Origin of the sequence: Sulfitobacter sp. G21635-S1, assembly GCF_027213915.1 — a bacterium.
Taxonomy (GTDB): domain Bacteria; phylum Pseudomonadota; class Alphaproteobacteria; order Rhodobacterales; family Rhodobacteraceae; genus Sulfitobacter.
In genome coordinates, this window is record NZ_JAPWGV010000003.1 from 141,020 (window position 1) to 164,625 (window position 23,606).

Sequence of the window (23,606 nt, forward strand, 5' to 3'; positions counted from 1 at the left end):
TTCGGTGCTCCCTTTTTTCTGTTCAGGAGGATGCGGGCTGACTCCGGCCTCTGCACCTGGTTTGCCATACCCGGACCGCGCGGAACCTCCTGCACCACCCCCGGCTTCATTGTTCCAAAAATACCACCGGGGGTCCGGGGGCTGGCCCCCGGTCCGCGCTCACAGCAGTTCCGACACCGATCCCTCCAGCGCCATCTGCCGCCGCAGGCTGGCCCGCGCCCGCGCCAGGCGTGACATCACCGTGCCTTCGGGCACACCCAGATGCGCCGCCAGCGCCTGCGGGCTGGTGTCACCGGCCAGCACCAGTTCCATGCAGGCGCGCTGGTCGCGGGGCAGCAATGCGATGGCCGCGCGCAGCTCTGCGCAGGCCAGCCGGGCCGGGGCCACGGGTGCTGTCACCGCCATTTCCTCGGTCAGCTCTTCGGTCTGGCGTGTCCCGCGCCAGCGGTGCCGCGCGAGGTTGTGCAGCATGATCATCGCATAGCGGTCGGGGGCCGCGATCTCTGCATCCCCCGCCAGCAACTGCCACAGTTTCAGCGCCACCTCCTGGGCCAGGTCCTCGGCTTCCTCCGCGCTGCGGGTCAGTTTGCGGGCGCGGGCGCGCAGCCGGGGCATCAGGGCGTCAAAGGCGCATGGGGCAGGGGAGGCGGCCGGCTCGGGTGCCGGCCCGGGGCCCGGGACGGGGGCGGTCAGGTGGGCTGTCAGGGGGTCTGTCATGGTGCTGCCTCGCTTGTTTTTGTGCAGCATGCCGATTTCACCGGAACGCAACCAGTTGGGGAATTTCCGCCGAAACCGGCTTCCGGGGCTTTTTGGGCGGCGCTTTGCCCATGGCCGGGGGCCAGGTCGGCAGGCCTTCGCGCGCCGCTCCGGGGGGATGAACGCAAACCGCTCCGGATGCGTCTAACACCCTGAAGGCAGCAAGACCTTCGACCAAACCACGAAAAGGAAGTATCACATGACACATGTATCCAAAGTAACCCTCGCCGCCCTGACAGCCCTCTGCCTGCCCGCCTATGCGATGGGTGCCGGGGTCGCAGACCTGGATGCCAACGGCGACGGGTTGCTCAGCGTGACCGAGGTGCAGGCGGTCTATCCTGACGTGACCGCAGAGCAATATTCGGCGATGGACCTGAACGCCGACGGCGCACTGGACGATGCCGAAGTGCAATCGGCTCAGGAAGCAGGCGTGATGCCCACCTCCGACGAAGGCTAAAGCGCCCCGCCTTGAACTTGTATCGCCGATACCCTGCCGCGCTGCGCGCTCTCGGGACAACGGCGATACAACATAAACTGGAAATGCTACAGCGTTTCGGGATTAACTTGAAACATCCAACATCACTTTTCGCGTTCGACCGCAGGGAGAGGCAGCGAACAAGTGATTCAGGTATATCCCGAAGCGCTATAACAGCCCCGTTTCGGGTTCGGGGCATCGGGGGGAGGCACGGCAGCGACAACAGGCCCCCCATGCCCCGATGAGGTCCGGTGCCAAGGCACCGGGCCTTTTTGTTTGTCCGGGCGCGCGTCAGCCCGGCAGCCGGATTCAGCCCGGCAGGTGGATTCTGAAACGGCGCCGCAGAATGGCATCGGTGGCCGCATCGAACCGCGCAGGGGCACGCCGGGCCAGGATCTCCTCCTTGCGCGCTGTTGCTTTCACGATCAGATCCGGCTTGTCCTTTTCCGCCCATTCCTTGGGCGAGGTCCGGTCGCCCAGCTTCGGATAGACATGATCCGTTTCCATGCGGCCCAGGGTCTGTACGGTGCCCAGGTAATGACCGGGCCCGCCAAGGCAGACCGCGCGCATCTCTTCCACCGCCAGGGTCTCTTCCGTGACCTCGATCCCGCGCACGCAGCGCAGGGCCTGACCGATCAGGTCGTCGCCCAGGATCAGGCTTTCATGGCAGAACCCCAGCAGGGAGGCATGCATGCCCGCCGCCTCATAGATCATGTTGCAGCCAGACAGCCCCGCCATCACGTTGGAGCACATCTGCTCCCAGCCCGCCTGCATGTCCGGCAGCTTGCTGTCCGCGATCCCGGCGGCGGCACCGCCGGGCAGGCCGTAGAACTTGTGCATCTGCGCGCAGCCGGCGGTCAGCAGCGCCTGTTCGCCCGATCCCCCCGTCATCGCGCCCGACCGCAGGTCCAGCCCGAAGGGCCAGGTGCCAAAGATCGCCGGATGTCCCGGCCTGACCGCATTGACATAGACCAGCCCGGCCAGGCATTCGGCCACCGCCTGCACGATGGCGCCCGCCACGGTCGAGGGGGCCGTGGCCCCGGCCATGCCCGCCGACAGCAGCAGCACCGGCATGCCGCCTGCGATACAGGCCTCCATCACCATGCAGCTTTCGGTGGCGAATTTCATCGGCGGCACGACAAAGCAGTTGGAGTTCGACACGAAGGGCCGTTCGCGCCATTTGTCCTCGCCGCCTGCGATGATGTGCAGCATCTCCAGCGCCTCCGCCACATAGGCGGGATCGGTAAAGGAGGTGCCGACATGTTTGCCGGTCCCCGCGCAGCAGGCATAGATCGTGTTCAGGTCCATCTCGCGGTTGTCGGTGATGTCGCGGCAGACCATGGGGCGCTGCAGAAAGTGGATATTGTCCAGCGCATCGCAGATGCGGGCCGCGTCATGCAGGTCCTGCACCCCGCATTCGCGGTAGTTGCGGCCCAGGGCATCGACCATATGCACCGCCGCCCCGGCGGTGCCGTAATGCACCCGGTTGCCCGAGAGTTCCAGGTCGTGCTGGCGGTCGCGGCTGAACAGGGTGACGCTGCGGTTGGCGCGGGCGATGGTATCCTCGACCAGCGCGCGGGGGAACCGGATGCGCCCGTCGTCGCCCAGGATCGCGCCTGCGCCGGTCAGATAGGCAATGCCGCTGGCCGGAGCATCGGCCAGGCCGATTTCCTCAAGCGCGGTCAGGGCGGCATTGTGGATGTCCGCCATGCCCTGATCGCTCAGCGGGCGGTAAAGACCGCCCTCCAGGCCGGGGCGGATCGGGCGCAGGTGTTGTGCAAGCGGAGCGGCACGGGCGGCACGGCGCGCGGCGCGGCCCCCTGTGCGTGTCGGTGAAAGATCTGTCATGGTGATGTTCCGGTGGAAGAGGTGCAGGGCAGGCGGGGGTCAGCGCCGCCGCGGCGCGCCGCGGGCTGCACGACCACGTTCCGCCCCGATCGTGCGGATGATGCGTGAAATGATGCACAGATCAGCGTTCATGGCCTCTCCCTTGCCCCATCGTGCAAAGCGCGTCCTTGGCCGTCTGTTCCGTTTACGACCGCGCGGCCTGTTTGCGACCCGTGCAGGCGCGGCATGATTTTGCCCATGCAGCAAAAGGTTCCGGGCGATTTTTGCTCCAAGCTGAAACCAGCCGAACCGAAATGGCGAATTGCGCAACTTCCAGCCCATCACGTGCGTGTGAGCAGACATTGCGAAACCGATACCTATGTTCCGGGTTCATCCAACAACCGCGCATCACGCGGGATGAACAAAAGACAATGCCAAGGAGCAGAACATGAACAAGTTTATCAAGATCAGCGCGATCACACTTGCCGCGAGCACAGCCATGGGCGGTGCCGCCTATGCCGGCAACCTGGCAGACCCCGTGGTGGAAGACCCGGTCTATGCGCCCGCACCTGCGCCGGTCCCGGTTTCCGGTGACTGGACCGGCTTCTACACCGGTCTGCAACTGGGCTACGGCGATGTCGACGGCCCGGGCGCGCTGGACGGCGACAATGGCACCTACGGTTTTCACGCCGGTTACGACTATGACCTGGGCAATTATGTCATCGGTGGCGAACTGGACTATGACAAGACCGACATCGACCTGAACAACGGTGCGGCCAATGTCGATTCCGTGGCCCGGCTGAAGTTCAAGGGCGGTTACGACCTTGGCAATACCTTGATCTACGCCACCGCCGGTGCGGCCCGTGCCGATACTTCGCTCGGCGATGAAACCGGCCCCTTTGCCGGGATCGGCGCGACCTACAAGATCACCGACCGCTACACCGTCGGTGCGGAAGTGCTGCATCACAAGTTCGACGATATCGGCGGTGTTGCCGGCGCGGATGCGGATGCGACGACCTTCACCGTGCGCGGCTCCCTCCGCTTCTGAGCGCCTGGCCATCGCGCCAGAGAAAGGCCGGGGTTTTGCCCCGGCCTTTTGCATTTCAGAAGCGTCAGGCCCCGTTGCCGGACCCCCCGGTATCAGGCCCGGTATCTGTTCGCAGGGCCAACCAAATATATATGTTTATCAACAATGTATCGGGTTCCCCGTGGGGAACCCTTTCACTGCTGCCCCAAGGGCCGCGGCACCTGATCCTTCGCCGTGCCGCCTTATGCCGCTTCGGCGCGCTCCTGGGCAAAGCCGCAGAGTGTGGACAGGGCTTCGGCGAAACGGCTGTCATCGACGGTCATCGCCACCCGCAGGTGGCCCGCGGCGGCGCGGCCAAAACTTTCCCCCGGCATCACCGCGATATGATGCGCGTCGAGCAGCGCATCGGCAAAGGCCTCACCGCTCAGCCCGGTGCTGCGGATGTCCAGCATCAGGTACATGGCCCCGTCCGAGGGCACCAGGGTGACGGCATTCTGCCCGGCCAGGATGTCATGCGCCAGTGCGCGGCGGCGGCGGAAGGGTTCCCCGACCTCCGCTTCAAAGGCCGGCCCCTGATCCAGCGCAAACACGGCCGCATCCTGAATGAACCCCGGCACGCCATAGGTGGTATGGGTGGCCAGGTTGGTCAGATGCTCGATCATCCCGGCCGGGCCCACGATCCAGCCACAGCGCGAACCTGTCATGGCATGGGATTTCGACATGGAACCGATCACCAGCGTGCGATCCGCCATGCCGGGCAGGGCGCGGGGGCTGATGTGTTCGCCCTTCCAGACCTGGGTGTCATAGACTTCGTCCGAGATCAGCCAGAGGTTGTGATCGGTGCAGACCTGCGCGATCCCCTCCAGCGTTTCGCGGCTGTAGACCACGCCGGTGGGGTTGTTGGGCGAATTGACCAGCAGCGATCTCGCGCCTTTCGCCACCGCCGCGATATCCGCCGCCCGGGGCTGGAACCCCGCGTCTGGGCGCGCGGCAATGGCCAGCGGCTCGGCACCCGCGCCACGGATCGTGCCGGGGTAGGTGGCATAATAGGGGTCGATGAAAAGCGCGGTATCACCCGCATCGCAGCAGGCGATATGGGTTGCGAACAACCCGGCCTGACCGCCCGGTGTGATCAGCACGTTGTCGCGTGTGGTCGGCACGCCGGTGCGTCTTGTGACCCGCGCCGCAACCCGGTCACGCAGCGCGTCGGTGCCGGGCACCGCGGCATATCCGGTATGCCCCTCGATCGCCGAGCGGTGCATGTCCTGCAGGATCGGCGCGGCGGTGCGGATGTCATGTTCCCCGATGGTCAGCTCGGTGACTTTCGTGCCCTGGGCGATCATGCGGCGTGCCTTGGTGAAAACGCCCCATCCGTCGGAGCCTCCTCCCAGTATGTGGCTGATGCGGTGTGATGCTTGCATGGCGGCGCTCCTTGTTGTGACGCGCGCAGGGGCGCAGAGGCGGCGCGGTTTGTCAATCAGCCTTGACCTGCGGCAATCATGGGCGTACCTCATCCCCATGACCACGATGACATGCAAAACACGCATCATTATTACCTGCTGAGATTTCTCGCGGGCGTGCTCATGTCGTTTTCATTCTGAACCAGATGTGGCATCCCGCGCCAGACATGGCCGAGGACGACCGATGACGACAATCAGACTTCACAACACCAGGACCCGCAAGCGCGAGGATTTCGTGCCGATTTCGGCGGATGACGTGCGGATGTATGTCTGCGGACCGACAGTCTACGACCGGGCCCATATCGGCAACGCGCGGCCCGTGATCGTGTTCGACGTGCTCTACCGGCTGCTGCGGCATGTCTATGGGCCGGATCACGTCAGCTATGTGCGCAACTTCACCGATGTGGATGACAAGATCAACGCGCGCGCCGCCGAAAGCGGCCGTTCGATTGGCGAGATCACGGCGGAAACAACCCGCTGGTTCCTGCAGGACATGGCGGCAGTCGGGGCGTTGGAGCCCTCGCTGAAAGGGGCGGAACACGACCGCGCCATGCCGCGCGCCACCGCCTATATCGAAGAGATGATCGCGATGATCCAGGACCTTGTCAGCAAGGATCACGCCTATGCCGCCGAGGGGCATGTGCTGTTCCGGGTGCGGTCATACGACGCCTATGGCGCGCTTTCGGGGCGGTCGGTGGACGACATGATCGCCGGTGCCCGGGTCGAGGTGGCACCCTACAAGGAGGATCCGATGGATTTTGTCCTGTGGAAACCCTCCGACGCGCAGACACCCGGCTGGGACAGCCCCTGGGGCCGAGGCCGGCCCGGCTGGCACATCGAATGCTCCGCCATGGCCGAGGCGCTGCTGGGCGATACCTTCGACATTCACGGCGGCGGCAATGACCTGACCTTTCCGCATCATGAGAACGAGATTGCCCAGTCGAAATGCGCGGGCCACGGCTTTGCCAATGTCTGGATGCACAACGAGATGTTGCAGGTCGAGGGGCGCAAGATGTCAAAATCGCTTGGCAATTTCTTTACCGTGCGGGACCTGTTGGATCAGGGCGTGCCGGGCGAGGTGATCCGCTTTGTCTTCCTGTCGACCCATTACCGCAAGCCGATGGACTGGACCGACAAGAAGCGCGAAGAGGCCGAACGCGTGCTGCGCAAGTGGTACACCCAGGTCGCGGGGGACGAGACGACGGTACCCCCGGCCGAAGCGGTCGACCTGCTTGCGGATGATCTGAACTCTCACGGGGTGCTGACCCTGTGCCACAGGCTGTCGGGCGAGAATGATGTCGCGGGTCTGCGCGGCGCGCTGGTGCTGCTGGGGCTCCTGGGCGACAAGATCCCCGATTGGGCGGTGGAACAGGCCTATGACCTGACCGATGTCGAAGCCTTCCTGAGCGACGCGCGGGTGACCGCGATGGAGACCAAGGATTTCGCCGAGGTGGACCGGATCAAGACGGCGCTGACCGCGCTGGGGATCGAAGTGCAGATGAGCAAGGACGGCGTGAAGCTGAAAGCGCCGCCGGGTTTTGACGGCACCGGCCTGGAAGGTGTGTTGTGATGGTTGCCGCATCGCAGACCTTTGCCCGGCCGCGGGTGGGGCTTGTCCCCGCCCGGGGGGGCGGCCGGGGACAGGTCGTGCTGTGCGCACGACCTAAAAGAGAAATCGGGGGGGCAATGTGATGACGAAAACCCGCCTGTACCTATACGACACCACCCTGCGCGACGGGCAGCAGACCCAGGATGTGCAGTTCTCCACCGAGGAAAAGCACCAGATCGCCGCTGCGCTGGACGCGCTGGGGGTGGATTACATCGAGGGCGGCTGGCCGGGGGCAAACCCCACCGACAACGCCTTTTTCGATGCGGCACCAAAGACCAGGGCCAAGCTGACCGCCTTTGGCATGACCAAGCGCCTTGGCATCTCGGCCCAGAATGACGATGTGCTGGCGGCGGTCATGAACGCGGGCACGGAATCGGTCTGTCTGGTGGGCAAGACCCATGAATTCCACGTCACCCGCGCGCTTGGCATCTCGCTGGAGGAGAACCTGAGCCTGTTGCGCGACAGCATTGCGCATCTGACGGCATCGGGCCGCGAGGCGCTGTTTGACGCGGAACATTTCTTTGATGGCTACAAGGCCAACCCGGAATATGCCCTGTCCTGCCTGCGGATCGTGCTGGAGGCCGGGGCGCGCTGGATCGTGCTTTGTGATACCAATGGCGGCACGCTGCCTGCCGAAGTGGGGCGGATCACCGGTGAGGTCATCGCAGCGGGCATTCCCGGCGACCGGCTGGGCATCCACACCCATGATGACACCGACAATGCCGTGGCCTGCACCCTGGCTGCGGTGGACGCGGGCGCGCGCCAGATCCAGGGCACGCTGAACGGGCTGGGCGAACGCTGCGGCAATGCCAACCTGACGGCGCTGATCCCGATCCTGCTGCTCAAGGAACCCTATGCCAGCCGCTACGAGACCGGCATCAGCCACAAGGCGCTGAAATCGCTGACCCGGACCAGCCGGATGCTGGACGAGATCCTGAACCGGGTGCCGCAGAAACAGGCGGCTTTCGTGGGGGCTTCGGCCTTTGCCCACAAGGCGGGGCTGCACGCCAGCGCGATCCTGAAAGACCCCAGCACCTACGAGCATATCGAGCCTGCGACCGTGGGCAACAGCCGCATCATCCCGATGTCCAACCAGGCCGGCCAGTCCAATCTGCGCCGCCGCCTGACCGAAGCGGGGCTGAACGTGGCCAAGGGCGATCCGGCCCTGGCGCGGATCCTCGAAGAGGTGAAAGCGCGCGAGGCGATCGGCTATGCCTATGACACGGCGCAGGCCAGTTTCGAACTGCTGGCGCGTGAGGCTCTGGGCCAGATGCCCGACCTTTTCGAGGTCAAGCGTTACCGCGTCACGGTCGAACGCCGCAAGAACAAGTACAACCGGATGGTCAGCCTTTCCGAGGCGGTCGTGGTGGTGAAGGTCGACGACGAAAAGCGCATGTCGGTAAGCGAATCCATGGACGAGGACGGCGACCGCGGCCCGGTCAACGCGCTGTCCAAGGCGCTGGTCAAGGACCTTGGCCAATATTCGGCGATGCTCGACGACATGCGGCTGGTGGATTTCAAGGTGCGCATCACCCAGGGCGGGGTCGAGGCGGTGACCCGCGTCATCATCGACAGCGAGGACGGGCAGGGGCGGCGCTGGTCCACCGTGGGGGTCAGCCCCAACATAATTGACGCCTCCTTCGAGGCGTTGCTGGATGCGATCCGGTGGAAGCTGATCCGTGATCTGAAGGGCTGAGGGGCATGGTTTTCAGCCTTGTCAAATTTCTGGCAATCTCGCTTGCGGTCACCGGGGCGATTGCCCTGATCCTGATCGCGTCCCAGCGGGCCGCCCGTCCGAGTGGCAAGGGGGGGCTGGATTTCAGCGGCCCGCTCTCGGCGGCGGGTGCGCCTGCGCAGCCACAGGAAAGCCTTGCCCTGCGCGACGGGTTCGCGATGCAGCTCCGCGCCTATGGCAGCGGGCGCGGTGACGCGCCCTTGTTGGTGCTGGTCCATGGGTCCGGCTGGCACGGGTTGCAGTGCGACCACCTTGCCCGGCGTCTGTCGGTGCGGGCCGATGTGCTGGTGCCGGACCTGCGCGGTCACGGGGCAAAGCCGGGTGTGCGCGGCGATCTGGCCTATATCGGCCAGTTGGAAGACGACCTCGCCGACCTCATCAAGGCGCGCCGCAAACCGGGGCAGAAGGTCATTCTGGGCGGTCATTCCTCGGGCGGCGGGCTGGTGGTGCGCTTTGCCGGTGGCCCGCATGGCGGGATGCTGGATGGGGCGGTGCTGCTCGCCCCCTTCCTGAAACACAATGCCCCGACCACACGGCCCAGTTCCGGCGGCTGGGCGCAACCGCTGACCCGGCGTCTGATCGGGCTGAGCATGCTGAACGCGGCACGCATCAGGGCGCTGAACCACCTCACGGTGATCCAGTTCAACATGCCGCAGGCGGTGCTCGACGGTTCGCTGGGCGATACGGCGACGACGGCCTATTCCTACCGGTTGAACACGTCCTATGCCCCGCGCGGCGACTATCTTGCCGATGTGGCAGCCCTGCCGCCCTTCCTGCTGGTGGCGGGCAGGGCGGATGAAGCCTTTGACGCCGCCCGCTACCAGCCCACGATGCAACCGGTGACCGACAAGGGCCGGTATGTGCTGGTCCCCGACATCGGCCATCTGGCGATTGTCGATGCCCCTGAAACCGCCCAGGCCATAGAAGGTTTCCTAGATGCGTTCTGACGACATGACCGCCTTTTACCAATTGCACCGCGACCTGCCCCGCGAAGGACCGGGGGAGGCGGCAGATGTGGCCTGGGCCACGGCGCTGGCGGAACTCGCGCCGGTGGCGCGGGTGGCGGATGTGGCCTGTGGCCCGGGGGGCGACATCCCGGCGCTGCTGGAGGCCGCGCCACAGGGCCATGTGACCGCGCTGGACAAGACCGCGCATTTCGTGGACGCGGCCCGCGCGCGCTGGCAGGATGATCCGCGCGTGACGCTGCTGCGCGCGGATATGGCCGCGATCCACAACGAATATGATTTCATCTGGTGCGCCGGCGCGGTCTATTTCATGGGGGTGACAGAGGCGCTGACCGCCTGGCGCCGGGCGCTGCGCCCCGGCGGCATGATCGCCTTTTCGGAGGTCTGCTGGTTCACCGGCAGCCCGTCACCGCGTGCCGCGACACACTGGCAGCAATATCCCGCGATGACCGATGCGGAAGGGATCGCGGCACGGGTCGCGGCGGCAGGTTATGAGACCATCGCGACCCGCAGGCTGTCGGATGCGGCCTGGGAAAGCTATTACACCCCGCTCGATGCACGCATTGCCAGCCTGCGCCCGGGTGCGGACGCAGCGCTTGCCGCGGTGCTGGACGCCGCGCAAGAGGAAGCCGCCTGCTGGCGCGCGCACCGGGAAGACTTCGGCTATCTGCTCAGCCTCGTGCGGCCCTTGCCCAGGGCCGGGTCGGCGGGCCGCTGATGGGGTTCGACGCTGATCTGACCGCCTGCGCCGCATTGGTGGAGCGGGGCGACCCTGCGCGTTTTCGCGCGGCGATGGCAGCCCCGGTGCCCGCGCGGCGGGTCTTGTTCCCGCTTTATGCCTTCAACATCGAAGTGGCGCGCGCCCCCTGGGTGACGCAGGAGACCATGATCGCGGAGATGCGGCTGCAATGGTGGCGCGATGTCTGCGAGGAGATCGCCGAAGGGGGCGCGGTGCGCCGCCACGAGGTTGCAACGCCGCTGGCAGATGTGTTGGACGCCGAGGATGCGCGCCTGCTGGACGAGCTGGTGGCCGCGCGGCGCTGGGACGTCTATCGCGACGCATTCGAGGATGCGGATCATTTTGCGCGCTATCTGGACCAGACCTCGGGCAACCTCACATGGGTTGCGGCCCGCAGGCTTGGGGCGGCGGATGAGGCCGTGATCCGCGATGCCGCATATGGCGCGGCGGTTGCCGCCTGGCTGCTGGCCATTCCGGAGCTGGAGGCGGCGGGCCGGGTGCCCCTGCTGGACGGGACCGCCGAAGGTGTGCGGGCGCTCGCCCTTGGCGCGCAACAGCGGCTGGCAGGCGCGCGCATCAGGCGCGGCGCCGTGCCGAAACCCGCCCGTGCGGCATTGCTGCATGTGGGCCAGGCGGATGCGGTGTTGAACGCTGCCATCAGGGACCCGTCGGCAGTGGCCGGGGGCCGGTTGCCCACGGCTGATCCCGGCCTTGCCTGGCGCGCCCTGACCGGGCGCTGGTAGACGGGGCGCCGGCAGGCCCAGATGCTCAGGCGGCCTGCCGTGCCTTGCGACTGAACACCAGCCACATCAGCGACCCGCCCGCCAGCACCAGGAAGGGGATCATCGCCCAGTTCACCGCCGCCCAGCCTTCGACCGCAGAGCCGCCGGAGCAGTTCATCAGCCCGCCCGAGGCCAGCGAGGCCATGGTCACGCCGCCAAAGACGATCAGGTCGTTCAGCCCCTGCATCCGGCCCCGCTCATGCGGCGCATGGGCACCGGCCAGCATCGTGGTGGCCCCGATGAAGCCAAAGTTCCAGCCCAGCCCCAGCAGGATCAGCGCGATATAGAAATTCTCCAGCGCCACGCCCTGCAGGGCAACAACGCCGGCGGCCCCCAGGATCAGGATGCCCAGGCCCATGATCCGCTCCACCCCGAAGCGGGCGATCAGATGGCCGGTAAAGAAGGAGGGCGCGAACATCGCCAGCACATGGCCGGTGACCACATTCGACGCGAGGTCGAGGAAGGATTTCAGCCGCTCGGTCTCGGACATGCCGGCGGTGGCACTTGCCCCCAGCAGATCCCCGCTCAGCCCGCAGCCGACAACGGCCAGCGGCGTGGAGGTCATCACCAGGTTCATCAGCGCATAGGAGACGGTGGCACAGATCACCGCCACCGCGATGCGCGGCGTGCGGATCAGCTCCATCCGGTTGCGCCCGCGCGGCGCATCCTGGGTCGGTACGGGTGGTTTCGGGATGTCGATGAAGAGAAACAGCAGGCTGCCCAGAACATTGACCCCGATGGCGGCAACATAGGTGCCGAGGAAGGGGATCACATAGGCACCCGCGGTCCATTTCACGATCTGCGGCCCGATCACGGCAGAGACGAGCCCCCCCGCCATCACATATGAAATCGCCTTGGGCCGGAAAGCGTCCGAGGCGGTATCGGCGGCGGCAAAGCGGTAGAAGCCTTGCGCCGACATGTAGATGCCGGTCAGCAGCGAACCGATAAGGAAGATCGGGAAGGAGGCGACGTAAAGTCCGTAGGCCCCCACCATGGCCCCCAGCGTACCGCCCGTCGTGCCGAGGAAGAACCCCGCGCGCCGCCCGTAGCGTTGCATGATGGCAGAGACCGGCGTGGCCGAAAGCATCGAGCCCAGCACGATCATCGAGATCGGCAGCGTGGCAAAGCAGATGTTGCTGGCAAGTGATTGCCCGGCAAGCCCGCCCACCACGAAGAGCATCGGCATCTGAGCGCCCAAGAGGGCCTGCGCCAGGACAAGGATGGTTACGTTGCGCTTGGCGCGGCTGTCATCAATCATGGGTTCTCGTCCGTTGCTTGGGGTCAGGGGTACTCCTGCGCTACCGGGGGGGCAAGTGTCAGATGTCAGGCAAAACCGACTTTTGCGACAGGTAACTGATCCAAAACGCATGGGGAAAAGAACAGCTGTCATTTGTGCCTGGCGCAGTGAAGGTCCGGATGGAACCCTTCCACTAAGCCCCCGCGCGGAATCAAGGCCGCAGGCCGCCGCGCATCGCCGGGCCGTCCCCTGGCACGGCGATTTGGCTGCTGTCGGGTTCCACGGATAGCTTGGAAGTGCTTGGCTGCCATAAAGTGCCAGTCACCAAGGTCGCATCGCCGTACCACGGCCCGTCAACGCGCGGCTCGACGTTTCGTTGGACACGGCAGCAAAGTCCGCAAGCGAACCCTCGCGTGTCCCGCACTGAAGGTGCGGTTTGGTTCCTGGCTTTGGGCGGCTTTGGCGGAACGGCTTCGCCGCGATCCCCTTGCCACGGCAGGGTCTCTGGCTAATGTCGGCGGATGACGTGCAGAATCCTCCTTCTTGCGGGCAGTGCAGAGGCCCGACGCATCGCCGTGGCCCTGCAGGCGCGAGGCGTCGAGGTGAAGGCGCTGGTGTCAGAGCCGCCGCGCGGCCCCGATCCGATGCCGGTGCCCTGCCGGTTGACCGGTTTTGACGATGTGGGGCGATTGGCCGGGGAAATGGCCGGTTTTGATGCCGTGATCGACGCAAGCCACGGATTTGACGGGCAGATGAGCCGCGCCGGACATGCGGCCGCCGCGCGCGCCGGTCTGCCCTTTGTCGGGCTGACGCGCCCCGGCTGGGGGCTGGAGGCGGCCAATTGGCAGGAGGTCGCGGATGTGGCCGCCGCCCAGCCGCTGATCAGTCCGGGGATGCGGGTGTTTTCGGCCACCGGCTGGGCCAGCCTGCCGGATTATGCGGGATTTCCCGGGGCGCGGCTGCTGCTGCGCCAGACAACGCATCATGACAGGGTGCCACCCTTTGATTTCGTCGACCTGATCTTTGGCGACCCGCCCTTTGATGCGGCGCAGGAGAGGGCGCTGTTCCGCGATCTGGGCGTCGATCTGCTGATCTGCCGCAATCTGGGCGGCCGGCCCAGCCGCCCCAAGCTGGATGCGGCAAAGGCCCTGGGCCTGCCGGTGATCCTGATCGCCCGGCCCACCCTGCCTGAGGGGGCGGAAGTGCTGGCGGATGTCGATGCGGTGCTGGACTGGGCCGCGGCCCTGTGAGCGACACGGGCGGCATCATCCGCAACGCCGAGGACCTGCAGGCCGGTGCCGCCTGGCTGGCCACGCACGAGCCGCGCTTTGCCCCGGTGCTGGCGGCCACCGGGCCCTTGCCCCTGCGGCTGAAACCACCGGGGTTTGCCGCATTGATGGAGATCATCGTCAGCCAGCAGGTCAGCGTGGCATCGGCCAATGCGATCCGTGCGCGGCTTGCAGCGGCGGGGCTGAGCGATGCCGCCGCCATCAGGGCCGTGGATGAACCCGCCCTGACCGCCGCGGGGCTGAGCCGCCCGAAAGCCCGCTATGTCAGCGCCCTGGCACATGCTGACATAGACTTTGACGCGCTGGGGAAAATGACAAATGCCGGGGCCGAAGCGGCGCTGATCGCCCAAAAAGGCATCGGTCCCTGGACGGCGCAAATATATGTGATGTTCGCGATGGGCCGGGCCGATGGCTTTGCCCCCGGCGATCTGGCCCTGCAGGAAGCCGCCCGGGTGGTGTTTGACCTGCCACACCGCCCGACCGCAGATCAATTGGCCGCGATGGCGCAGAATTGGTCGCCCTGGCGGTCGGTTGCGGCCCGCGCGCTATTTGCCTACTACCGGGTGCTGAAGAACAGGGAAGGGTTGGGATGACACGGGTATTGAACGCAGAGCGCCGCGCGCCGAAATCGGGGGACACGCGGTCGATTGTTGTCTTCCTGCATGGCTATGGGGCGAATGGGGCCGATCTGCTGGGGCTGGCGGACCCGCTGGGCGAACATCTGCCGGACACGCTTTTTGTCGCCCCCGACGCGCCGGAAATGGTGGCGGGGATGCCCAATGGCTACCAATGGTTCCCGATCCCCTGGATCGACGGCTCCTCCGAGGAAGAATCAGAGCGCGGGATGATGCAGGCGGTGGCCGATCTGAACGCCTTCCTCGACGCGCTGATGGTGGATGAGGACGTGCTGCCCGAGCAGGTGGTGCTCTTCGGCTTTTCCCAGGGGACCATGATGGCCCTGCATGTGGCGCCGCGCCGCGAGGATGAAGTGGCCGGGATCGTGGCCTTCTCGGGGCGGCTGCTGTCGCCCGAGGCGCTGAAGGACGAGGTCGTGGTGCGCCCGCCGGTGCTGCTGGTGCATGGCGATGCCGATGATGTGGTGCCGCCGCAATCCCTGCCGCAGGCCGCCGAGGCGCTGCAGGAGGCGGGCTGGCAGGACGTTTATGCCCATGTGATGAAGGGCACCGGCCATGGCATTGCGCCTGACGGGTTAAGCGTGGCGCTGGCCTTCATGCGCGACAAGCTCGGGCTTTGAAACGGTTATAAAACTGTCACCTTTCCGGTCTACTCCTGTCCGCGACATCTTGTGCCACGCTTGGGCTTGCCAGAGCTAAACCACGAGATATAGTCAGATTAAACGGGCAGGGGACGATACCGGACATGGACGGCGATTTCAGGACCGAATTTACCAGGCAGCCGGCGGGGCTGAAACACAGGCCCGCGCTGGTTTTGAATGCCGATTACCGACCGCTCAGTTACTATCCGCTGTCGCTTTGGCCCTGGCAGGAGGCGATCAAGGCGAAGTGGCTGGACCGGGTCGATATCGTTGCCGAATACGATGAAGTGGTCCGAAGCCCCTCGACCGAGATCAGGATACCCTCGGTTGTCGTTCTGAAAGACTATGTAAAACCTCAAAAGCGCGTGGCCTTCACGCGCTTTAATTTATTTCTGAGGGATGAATTCCGCTGCCAGTACTGCGGGGCGCGGGGCGATCTGACATTCGACCATGTGGTGCCGCGCGCCAGCGGCGGGGTGACGTCCTGGCAGAACGTGGTGGCGGCCTGTTCGCCCTGCAACCTGCGCAAGGGGGCAAAGGCCCTGCACCAGACCGGCCTGTCCCTGCGCAAACCCCCGCGCCAGCCCGGCGCAGAAGAACTGCGCAACATGGGCCGCAAATTCCCCCCCGGTCATTTGCATGAAAGCTGGATGGATTTCCTCTACTGGGATGCGGAACTGGAGGCCTGAAGGGGGCACCAAATTATGTCCCGAGGGTAAAATCATGCCTGCCCAAAAACCAAAAAAGCCCTCAAGTCTTTGAGACTTAAGGGCTTTTTATGGCTCCGGCGGTAGGGATCGAACCTACGACCAATTGATTAACAGTCAACTGCTCTACCGCTGAGCTACGCCGGAACGGTCCCGGGCATATAGCAGTGGCATTTTTCCGCGTCCAGAGGGGAAAGGCGCAAAAATGTGATTTTTCCTCTCCCCGGTCAGAGCAGGCGAAAACGGGCGTCGGCCTGCAGATCATCCTGCGGTGCCACCATTGATTTCTGAGTGAGATCAACAAGATGCGCCAGCACGTTGCGGGTGGCGGCGGGCAGCAGGGCGGCGGGGGTGTCGGCATAGATGCGCGCGGCGAGGGTTGCGGCATCGGCGGGGCCGTCCCTCAGGGCCTGCACGATGGCCGTCTCGCGGGACAGCCGGTGGCTGACCAGCCAGTCCAGCCGCGCATTCGGGCTCTCCACGGCGGCACCGTGACCGGGGTAGAACACCCGCCAGTCCCGCGCCTGCAGCCGCGCGCAGGAGGCCATGAAATCGGTCAGGTCGCCATCGGGGGGCGATACCAGCGACGAGGCCCAGCCCATCACGTGATCGGCGGTGAAACAGGCATCACCCCAGCCGAGGCTGACATGATTGCCCAGGTGTCCCGGCGTGTGCAGCACCTCCAGCCTCCAACCCGCGCCGGAGATGTGTTCGCCATCCGCCAGGGTGATGTCGGGCGCGAAATCGTGGTCGATCCCTTCGCCGCCGCCCATCGGGCCGCTTTGGGCCAGCCGCTCCATGATCGCGGAGCGGCCCGCCAAGGGTCCGCCAAAAGCCAGCACCGGCGCGCCGGTTCGTTCGGCCAGAGGCCGGGCGAGGGGGGAATGGTCCAGGTGGCTGTGGGTCACCAGAATATGGCTGATCCGCTGACCGGGGGTGAGGGCGGCCAGGATCGCCTCCAGATGCGCCGGGCTGGCGGGGCCGGGGTCGATCACCGCGATGTCGCGCCCGCCCAGAAGATAGGTATTGGTGCCGCGATAGGTCATCGGCGAGGGGTTGGGGGCCACAATGCGCCGCAGCCCCGGCTCCAGCTCCTGCGCCACGCCGACGGGCGGATTGAAATCATCGGGTGGCAGCATCGGCGGGACCTTTCATTTCGGCTTTCGCGCCGGTCGGGCGCTGGCTAAGGTCTAGCCATGTTCTTTGTCTGGCTCAAACGCTATGTGCCGCGTGGCATCTATGGGCGCGCTGCGCTGATCCTGCTGTTGCCGGTGGTGTTGTTGCAGCTTGTGGTGGTGGTGATCTTTGCCCAGCGGCATTTCGAAGGTGTCACCACCCAGATGACCGATACGGTCCTGCGCGAACTGGCGCAGGTGCTGGATGTGGTGGCGGAAATCCCGGACCGGGCCGATGTGCCCGCTGCGGTCCGGCAGCGCCTTGGGCGGCTTGATATCGCGGTGACGCCGGTTGGGGCGGCGGATATGCCGGGCACCAACAGCTATCTGTGGTACGATTATTCGGGCCGGGTGCTGGCGCGGCGTCTGGCTGCGCGGCTGCCGGAATACCGGGCCGTCGATCTGAGCGATGGCGGGCTGGTCGATCTCTACCTTGAGACCGGCAAGGGGCCGCTGAAGCTGCGTTTCGACCGGCGGCGCATCTCGGCGGCAAATCCGCATCAATTGTTTGTCTACACGGTGTTTTTCGGTGTGGTCCTCAGCCTGATCGCCTCGATCTACCTGCGCAATCAGCTGCGCCCGATCAAACGGCTGGCCCGGGCGTCAGAAGCCTTTGGCCGGGGGCGCCATGAACCCTACAGCCCCTCGGGAGCGGTCGAGATCCGCGCGGCGGGCAATGCGTTTCTCGACATGCGCGCGCGGATTGAACGGCAGATGGAACAGCGCACGCTGATGCTGTCCGGGGTCAGCCACGATCTGCGCACGCCGCTCACCCGGATGCGGTTGAGCCTGTCGATGCTGGAGGACGAGGAAGCCGCGGCTCTGTTGCAGGATGTGGAAGACATGCAGCGGATGCTGGATGAATTCCTGAACTTCGCCAAGGGCGCGGCAGAGGGCGAGCCGGAGCGGGTGGACCCCCATGCCCTGATGGCCGAGGTGGTGGAAGACGCAAGGCGGGCAGGGCGCGACGTGACCCTGCTGCCGCCCGAGGGGGAGGGCACCGGCACCGTCAAGCTGCGGCGCATCGCGATCCGGCGCGCGGTGGACAACCTTGTCTCCAATGCGGTGCGCTATGGCGCGCGCGCCGAGGTTTCCGTGATGCTCAGCGACAAGACCCTGCGCATCCGGGTGGAGGACGACGGCCCCGGCATACCCGAAGCGCAGCGGGTGGAAGCGGTCAAACCCTTCAGCCGCCTTGACCCCGCGCGCAACCAGGACAAGGGCAGCGGCGTGGGGCTGGGTCTGGCAATTGCCACGGATATCGCCCGCGCCCATGGCGGCGTGCTGCGGCTGGGCGAATCGACGCGGCTGGGCGGATTGCGCGCGGATATCGTGATCGCGCGCTAGCAGGCGGGCAGAGACTTTGCGCCCGCCGAAGCGGCATTGGCACCCATGGGGCGCAACAGGCCTTGCATGGAAATTTGACAGGTCCCGATTTCACGGTGTTAGATAGATGCATCGTTAGACAGATGCATCCGCCCTCCTGGGATGGCGGAATTTTTACAAAAGCCATTTAGCGCCCGCCCCTGACCCGGGGTGCTGCCCGTGAACGGGAGCCTGCCCATGATCATTCACCGCATGTCGCAATATACGTTGTTTCTGATATCCGCACTTGCCGCGCATCCGGCGGGCGCAGAGGATGTGTTTTACGAAGGTGTCAATATTTCTGACTACGATGTGTCGCGACCCGATCTGTGGGTGGATGACGATACTGTTCTGAACGGCAATCTCTGTGTCGGCTGGCGATGCCTCTTTGCCGAAAGTTTTTCGGCTGAGAGCGTGATGAAACTCAAGGCCACGGAAACCTCCATCTATTTTGACGATCAGCCCTGGATTTCAGGGTATCCGTCCCGCGACTGGCGCCTGATGGTCAATGACAGCGCGCTGACCAGCGCGGGCGGTATTGACCGATTTTCCATCGAAGATATTGATGCGGGCACCGTGCCCTTTACCGTTGCGGGCGGTGCGCCGGACAATGCGCTTTGGGTTGCCGATACCGGTCAGGTCGGCTTTGGCACCATGCTGCCTCAATCCATGTTGCACGCGGCCGGGCTTTTTGGCCCCGGACTGCGGCTGCAGCAGATCGGCAGCGGTGGCATGTTGCCGGCCCAGACCTGGGAGGTCAAAGGCCAGACCATATTCTCCATCAATGACATCACCGCCGCCACGATACCGTTTCAGATCGACCGCAATGCGCCCAGCTTTGCGTTCCATATCGACGAAAGCGGTTTTGTCGGTCTCGGCACCAGCTTGCCCCAGGAGTTGCTGCACATCCGTTCGGACGCTGCCGACACCGACGCCTTTGCATTGTTCGAAGCGGTGGGAACAGGCTCCGACGCGGCCTTCCGCCTCAAGCAGAACGGGGTGACCCCCACCACCTGGGAATTCCGCAACCAGCAGGATTCAGGCCGGTTGAATGTCGGGCTGGCCGGGGGGAACACGCCGTTCAAGATCGACAATGCTGCCAACAACAACCTGATGCTGCTGGGCCGCAACGGTCGCCTGGACGAGGTGCATGTCACCGGCAAGCTGGTGGTGAACAACACGCAGCTGAATGTGCCGGATTACGTGTTCAGTGACGATTACGCCCTGCGCCCGCTGGCGGAGGTCCAGGCCTTCATCGACGCGCATTCCCATCTGCCGGATGTGCCGTCAGAGGCCGAGATCAAGGCTGATGGCGTGAACATGACCGCGATGCAGATGGCGCTGCTGAAAAAGGTCGAGGAACTGACGCTGTACACGCTGGAGCAGGAGGCCAAACTGGCGCGGATGGCGGAACTGGAAGACAGGATCGCCCGGCTGGAAACACTTCAGGATTGAATCAAAACAACCTTGCGTTGAATATATTGGGCCGGATTTCTTCGGCTGGGGCAAAAGTTCTGACCGGGAAAAATTTCTTTTGACGAAAAATAAGTTATTAAAATCAAATTATTATGCTGAAATTTTGAAAATATGTCAAAACCGGGTACAATGTCGCGATAGTGACGAATCTGTGATCTCAGCCATTTTTGCTGAGTTTTTTAAACAACCTATTGATGCGATGACGACAGGGGACACCATGAAAAACACAACATTCACCCAGCGCGCGGCCTTTTTCGCGGCAACCAGCCTTGCCGGACTGACGGCCATTCCCGCAACCGCTCAGGATCTCGTGGTCGACGGCAGCCTTTGCGTCGGCTTTGATTGCCCTGCCAACCCCAGCTTCGGCTCTGACACCATCCGCCTGCAGGAAAACAATCTGCGGATCCATTTCGATGACACATCGACCTCCGCCAGCTTTCCGTCGAACGACTGGGCGATCCAGGCGAACGACTCAACCAATGGCGGCGGCAACTATCTGGCTTTCGTTGACCGGACCGCCAACCGCTTCCCCTTCCGGGTCGAGGCCGGTGCAAGGGCAGATGCGCTGGTTGTGGAAAGTGATGGCGACATCGGCATCGGAACGCAGAACCCGGTCACAGAGATCCATGCCGTCCGGGGCGACACACCGACATTGCGGCTGCAACAGGATACGTCATCCGGTTTTACGGCGCAGACCTGGGACCTGGCGGGCAATGAAACCAGCTTTTTCCTGCGCGACGCAACAAACGGGTCGACATTGCCATTCCGCGTGCGCCCGGGCGCTGCCTCGAATTCACTGACCATTGACACAGATGACGATGTGGGGATCGGCACACTTACCTCAGATGCCCCCCTGCACGTCAAACGCACCGGTACGACAGAGGCAAAGGTGCTGATCCAGTCCGCTTCCGCCGACTCCTCCTTTGTGATCGAACAGGCCGGCACGGTCGCGACAAGCTGGGAATTCCGCAATCAGGAAGACTCCGGGAACCTGAACGTGGGACTGGTGGGGGGCAATACCCCGCTGAAGATCAACAATGGCGCGGACAACAATCTGCTCAAACTGGGGACGAATGCGAATTCCAGCGCGGTTGTCGTGACCGGCGAATTGCTGGTGAACAACACCACCATGAACGTGCCCGATTACGTGTTCGAGCCGGATTATGCCTTGCCCAGCCTGCACGAGATCGAGGCCTTCATCAATCAGAACGGCCATCTGCCCGGCGTGCCTTCGGCCAGGAAGGTCGCAAGCGACGGTGCGCTCAACATGACCGAAATGCAGATGGCACAGCTTGAAAAGATCGAAGAGCTGACCCTCCATTCCATCGCGCAGCAAAAGACCATCGAAGCGCAGGAAACCGCGCTGACGGCGCAGCAGGACCGCATTGCCCGGCTTGAGGCCGTGGTTCGGTCGCTTGCGGATCAATAAAGCGTCAGATCCCGTTTCTGGAAAGGCCCGCCACAACAGGAGGCGGGCCTTTTTCCGTCACGGCAACCGGCGCCCGCAGGACGGGCGAGGGGTCTGACCCGAAAGGGGGGCGTCGGATTGATCATGCAGGTGCAGGGAAGGTCAGGTTCAAGCTCTTTCCCCAAGCGCGAAATCGAGGTCGCAGGCCGCCGCGTATCGCGGGACCGCCTGCCAGCCCGCTCCGCCGGACGTCAACCGCCAGCAAAGGCTGCATTATTTTGTGTAGCGAAAATCATCTCATCCGGGCCAACAGGATTATTCAAGGCACGCCCCGGGCCAAAACGCCGATAGCGCGACTGAAATTTCCAACTGAGGGACAATTGAACCATGACCAATTTTCATTTTAGTGCAGCTTTGCTGGCGACCGTTTCGACGATCTCTCTGGCCGGAGCGGTCAGGGGCGAGGAATTGATCCTCGATGATCTGGTGGTGGACGGTTCCGCCTGCATCGGCGCCGGTTGCGCAACTGGCGAGGTGTTCGGCGGCACCGAACTGAAGATCAAGCAGGCCGCGATCAGCATCCTTCTGGAAGACACCAGCAGTGGCACAGGCTTTCCCACCACCGATTGGGAGATCAAGGCCAACGACATCAATTCAGGCGGTTCGGATTTCCTTGTCTTCCGCAATGTCGATGCGAATTCCGCGCCGTTCCGGGTCTGGGGGGATGCGCCCGACAACACGCTGGCCGTGTCGAACGTCGGGACGGCGGCCATTCCGGAGGCGGGGATTGGCATCGGCACACGTATTCCCCAGGCAAACCTGCATGTCAGCACGGCTGACAACGTCCCCTCCATCCGGCTGACCAGCAACGGATCGGGCGGCTTCACGCCAAGCGACTGGACGATCGAGTCGAGCGCCTTTGAATTTGCCAGAAGGCATATTGATAACACCAACCAGCGCCCGTTACGTATCCGGGGCGACGCGCCCGAGGACAGCATTTATGTCTCTCCCCTCGGCAATGTCGGGCTGGGCACCGAAGCGCCGGAGGAAAAACTGCACATCGTGACCACGGCGGCAGACACCGATTCATTCGCCCTGTTCGACGCACAGGGCGCAGGCTCGGATTCCGCCTTCCGGCTGCGCCAGAACGGGGTGACCCCCACCACCTGGGAATTCCGCAATCAGGAGGATTCCGGCCGGCTGAACATCGGCATCGCGGGGGGCAACACACCGCTCAAGATTGACAATGCTGCCAACAACAACCTGCTGCGCCTGGGCCGCAACGGGAAACCGGATGAGGTGGTGGTGACCGGCACCCTGGTGGTGAACAACATCGACATGAACGTACCGGATTACGTTTTTGCCGAGGATTACACCCTGCGCCCCCTGGCCGAGGTCCGCGCCTTCATCGACGCCAACAATCACCTGCCGGAGGTGCCGTCAGAGGCCGAGATCAGGGCCGACGGGGTGGACATGACCGCGATGCAGATGGCGCTGTTGAAAAAGGTGGAGGAACTGACGCTGTATACGCTGGATCAGGAGCAAACGATCAGTGATCTCAAAGGCGAGGTATCGCGTCTCTCTGCGGTTGAGGCCCGGCTGGCGCAGATCGAAGCCTTGCTGATCGCGCAGGCAGAGTGAAATCACAGGACAGGCCCGCTCAAGCGTCCGATCTTTAACTTGAAACAAACTGTGACACGATTGTCCCGAGAGCGCCGCAGGCGCGGCAGGGTATTCGTGTCTCAGGTTTTACAGCGTTTCGGGATAGGCTTGAAACCTCCCATATCACTTTTCGCCTAGGGCCGAAGGGAAAGGCAGAGTATAAGTGATTCAGGTATATCCCGAAGCGCTATAGGCCCGGCGCTTTCGGCTGTCGTTTTCCTGACCGGGCCTTGCTGCGCGTCGGAGTTTTTGAAAACTCCGGGCCGTTTTCTTTGAAGAAAACGCAAGGCTGGCGGCGGCGCTTGTGCCTAAGTCCGGCACGTTCGGCTGTCGTTTTCCTGATTGTGGCGCGCCGCGCGCCGGAGTTTTTGAAAACTCCGGGCCGTTTTCTTTGAAGAAAACGTAAGGCTGGCGGCGGCGCTTGTGCCTAAGTCCGGCACTTTCGGCTGTCGTTTTCCTGACTGTGGCGCGCCGCGTGCCGGAGTTTTTGAAAACTCCGGGCCGTTTTCTTTGAAGAAAACGTAAGGCTGGCGGTGGCGCTTGTGCCTAAGTCCGGCGCTTTCGGCTGTCGTTTTCCTGACCGGGCCTTGCTGCGCGTCGGAGTTTTTGAAAACTCCGGTCCGTTTTCTTTGAAGA

The 23,606-nt window shown here is 64.2% G+C and carries 20 protein-coding genes and 1 tRNA gene; 15 read left to right on the top strand and 6 right to left on the bottom strand.

Going from position 1 to position 23,606, the window contains the following annotated elements:
* Positions 1–159: 159 nt before the first annotated feature.
* Positions 160–615, bottom strand: a complete 456-nt coding sequence (locus O4H53_RS04765) for an RNA polymerase sigma factor (RefSeq protein WP_269361725.1) — start codon at positions 613–615, stop codon at positions 160–162.
* 340 nt (positions 616–955) lie between these two features.
* Between O4H53_RS04765 and O4H53_RS04770 the strand changes: the two genes are divergently transcribed.
* Complete coding sequence (locus O4H53_RS04770) at positions 956–1,213, top strand: hypothetical protein (protein ID WP_067287678.1); 258 nt, start codon at positions 956–958, stop codon at positions 1,211–1,213.
* Positions 1,214–1,540: 327 nt separating this feature from the next.
* Here O4H53_RS04770 and O4H53_RS04775 read toward each other — a convergent pair whose 3' ends face one another.
* Positions 1,541–3,079 (bottom strand): trimethylamine methyltransferase family protein, encoded by a 1,539-nt coding sequence (locus O4H53_RS04775; protein ID WP_269361727.1) that lies wholly within the window; start codon positions 3,077–3,079, stop codon positions 1,541–1,543.
* 427 nt (positions 3,080–3,506) lie between these two features.
* On the opposite strand from O4H53_RS04775, the gene O4H53_RS04780 reads away from it, so the two are divergent.
* Entirely contained in the window at positions 3,507–4,106 is a 600-nt protein-coding gene (locus O4H53_RS04780) for an outer membrane protein (protein ID WP_269361728.1), read from the top strand.
* Positions 4,107–4,327: 221 nt separating this feature from the next.
* Here the strand turns inward: O4H53_RS04780 and O4H53_RS04785 are convergent, their stop codons facing one another.
* The gene (locus tag O4H53_RS04785; protein WP_269361730.1) at positions 4,328–5,506 is read right to left on the bottom strand and encodes a pyridoxal phosphate-dependent aminotransferase; all 1,179 of its coding nucleotides are present in this window, start codon (positions 5,504–5,506) and stop codon (positions 4,328–4,330) included.
* A 223-nt stretch (positions 5,507–5,729) separates the two neighbouring features.
* On the opposite strand from O4H53_RS04785, the gene cysS reads away from it, so the two are divergent.
* From cysS to O4H53_RS04810, 5 genes are all read left to right on the top strand, one after another.
* Positions 5,730–7,115: a cysteine--tRNA ligase gene (gene cysS / locus O4H53_RS04790; RefSeq protein ID WP_269361732.1), complete on the top strand. Its 1,386-nt coding sequence runs from the start codon at positions 5,730–5,732 to the stop codon at positions 7,113–7,115.
* Between the two features lie 121 nt (positions 7,116–7,236).
* Positions 7,237–8,850: a citramalate synthase gene (gene cimA, locus O4H53_RS04795; RefSeq protein WP_269361733.1), complete on the top strand. Its 1,614-nt coding sequence runs from the start codon at positions 7,237–7,239 to the stop codon at positions 8,848–8,850.
* Positions 8,851–8,855: 5 nt separating this feature from the next.
* Positions 8,856–9,836: an alpha/beta hydrolase gene (locus tag O4H53_RS04800; RefSeq protein ID WP_269361735.1), complete on the top strand. Its 981-nt coding sequence runs from the start codon at positions 8,856–8,858 to the stop codon at positions 9,834–9,836.
* Entirely contained in the window at positions 9,826–10,572 is a 747-nt protein-coding gene (locus O4H53_RS04805; RefSeq protein WP_269361737.1) for a class I SAM-dependent methyltransferase, read from the top strand. The genes O4H53_RS04800 and O4H53_RS04805 overlap by 11 nt, the downstream gene beginning before the upstream one ends.
* Complete coding sequence (locus O4H53_RS04810) at positions 10,572–11,336, top strand: squalene/phytoene synthase family protein (protein WP_269361739.1); 765 nt, start codon at positions 10,572–10,574, stop codon at positions 11,334–11,336. Before O4H53_RS04805 ends, O4H53_RS04810 begins: the two co-directional genes overlap by 1 nt.
* A gap of 25 nt (positions 11,337–11,361) precedes the next feature.
* Here O4H53_RS04810 and O4H53_RS04815 read toward each other — a convergent pair whose 3' ends face one another.
* Positions 11,362–12,633 (bottom strand): MFS transporter, encoded by a 1,272-nt coding sequence (locus O4H53_RS04815; RefSeq protein ID WP_269361741.1) that lies wholly within the window; start codon positions 12,631–12,633, stop codon positions 11,362–11,364.
* 500 nt (positions 12,634–13,133) lie between these two features.
* On the opposite strand from O4H53_RS04815, the gene O4H53_RS04820 reads away from it, so the two are divergent.
* From O4H53_RS04820 to O4H53_RS04835, 4 genes are all read left to right on the top strand, one after another.
* On the top strand, positions 13,134–13,862 hold the full coding sequence (locus tag O4H53_RS04820) for a precorrin-6A/cobalt-precorrin-6A reductase (RefSeq protein WP_269361743.1): 729 nt from the start codon (positions 13,134–13,136) through the stop codon (positions 13,860–13,862).
* Entirely contained in the window at positions 13,859–14,494 is a 636-nt protein-coding gene (locus tag O4H53_RS04825) for a DNA-3-methyladenine glycosylase family protein (RefSeq protein ID WP_269361745.1), read from the top strand. Before O4H53_RS04820 ends, O4H53_RS04825 begins: the two co-directional genes overlap by 4 nt.
* A complete protein-coding gene (locus O4H53_RS04830) occupies positions 14,491–15,156 on the top strand; it encodes an alpha/beta hydrolase (protein ID WP_114275460.1) in 666 nt (221 codons plus the stop codon). The genes O4H53_RS04825 and O4H53_RS04830 overlap by 4 nt, the downstream gene beginning before the upstream one ends.
* A 125-nt stretch (positions 15,157–15,281) precedes the next feature.
* Positions 15,282–15,866, top strand: a complete 585-nt coding sequence (locus O4H53_RS04835; RefSeq protein WP_067293170.1) for an HNH endonuclease — start codon at positions 15,282–15,284, stop codon at positions 15,864–15,866.
* A gap of 90 nt (positions 15,867–15,956) precedes the next feature.
* Here the strand turns inward: O4H53_RS04835 and O4H53_RS04840 are convergent.
* A tRNA-Asn gene (locus O4H53_RS04840) sits at positions 15,957–16,031 on the bottom strand.
* A gap of 80 nt (positions 16,032–16,111) precedes the next feature.
* Positions 16,112–17,023 carry an MBL fold metallo-hydrolase gene (locus O4H53_RS04845; RefSeq protein WP_269361747.1) on the bottom strand — a complete coding sequence of 304 codons (912 nt, stop codon included), beginning with the start codon at positions 17,021–17,023 and terminating at the stop codon, positions 16,112–16,114.
* Positions 17,024–17,080: 57 nt separating this feature from the next.
* On the opposite strand from O4H53_RS04845, the gene O4H53_RS04850 reads away from it, so the two are divergent.
* The 4 genes from O4H53_RS04850 (at position 17,081) to O4H53_RS04865 (ending at position 22,949) form a co-directional block, all read left to right on the top strand.
* On the top strand, positions 17,081–18,406 hold the full coding sequence (locus O4H53_RS04850; RefSeq protein ID WP_269361748.1) for an ATP-binding protein: 1,326 nt from the start codon (positions 17,081–17,083) through the stop codon (positions 18,404–18,406).
* A gap of 216 nt (positions 18,407–18,622) precedes the next feature.
* On the top strand, positions 18,623–19,879 hold the full coding sequence (locus O4H53_RS04855; protein ID WP_269361749.1) for a hypothetical protein: 1,257 nt from the start codon (positions 18,623–18,625) through the stop codon (positions 19,877–19,879).
* Positions 19,880–20,117: 238 nt separating this feature from the next.
* Positions 20,118–21,329, top strand: coding sequence for a hypothetical protein (locus O4H53_RS04860; RefSeq protein WP_269361750.1), 1,212 nt, complete (start codon positions 20,118–20,120; stop codon positions 21,327–21,329).
* 366 nt (positions 21,330–21,695) lie between these two features.
* Positions 21,696–22,949, top strand: coding sequence for a hypothetical protein (locus O4H53_RS04865; RefSeq protein ID WP_269361752.1), 1,254 nt, complete (start codon positions 21,696–21,698; stop codon positions 22,947–22,949).
* Positions 22,950–23,606: the final 657 nt, after the last annotated feature.